The following is a 287-nucleotide window of genomic DNA, read 5'->3' as shown; positions in this document are numbered from 1 at the left end:
GCCATACCTGCAGTGTATACTCCAGCTGGTCTATAGCCGTTCATAGCTACTGCACCTGCAGTTCTCTCCCTACATCCCATAGCTAGGACTATAGACTTTGCACCTATATTTACAAGTCCGTTTTCGCTCATAGCTATTATCTCTTTGTCTGGTGTAAGCTCTATGACCATAGTATTTAGGATGTATTCTATTCCAAGCTCGTCTACCTGGTCTACAAACCTCTGGGCGTATTCAGGTCCTGCTAACTCTTCCTTGAACTCATGAAGACCGAATCCACTGTGGATACA

General features: G+C 44.6%; 1 pseudogene. It reads right to left on the bottom strand.

Annotated elements, in window-relative coordinates:
* Window positions 1-287 (bottom strand): annotated as a pseudogene (locus NE547_RS18200) (pyridine nucleotide-disulfide oxidoreductase); the annotation flags it as partial.

The organism is Flavonifractor sp. DFI.6.63 (assembly GCF_024462255.1).
In the GTDB taxonomy this organism is placed as follows: Bacteria; Bacillota; Clostridia; order Oscillospirales; family Oscillospiraceae; genus Lawsonibacter_A; species Lawsonibacter_A hominis.
The sequence above is the reverse complement of the archived record's forward strand: the minus strand, read 5'-3'. Positions and strand labels throughout refer to the sequence as shown.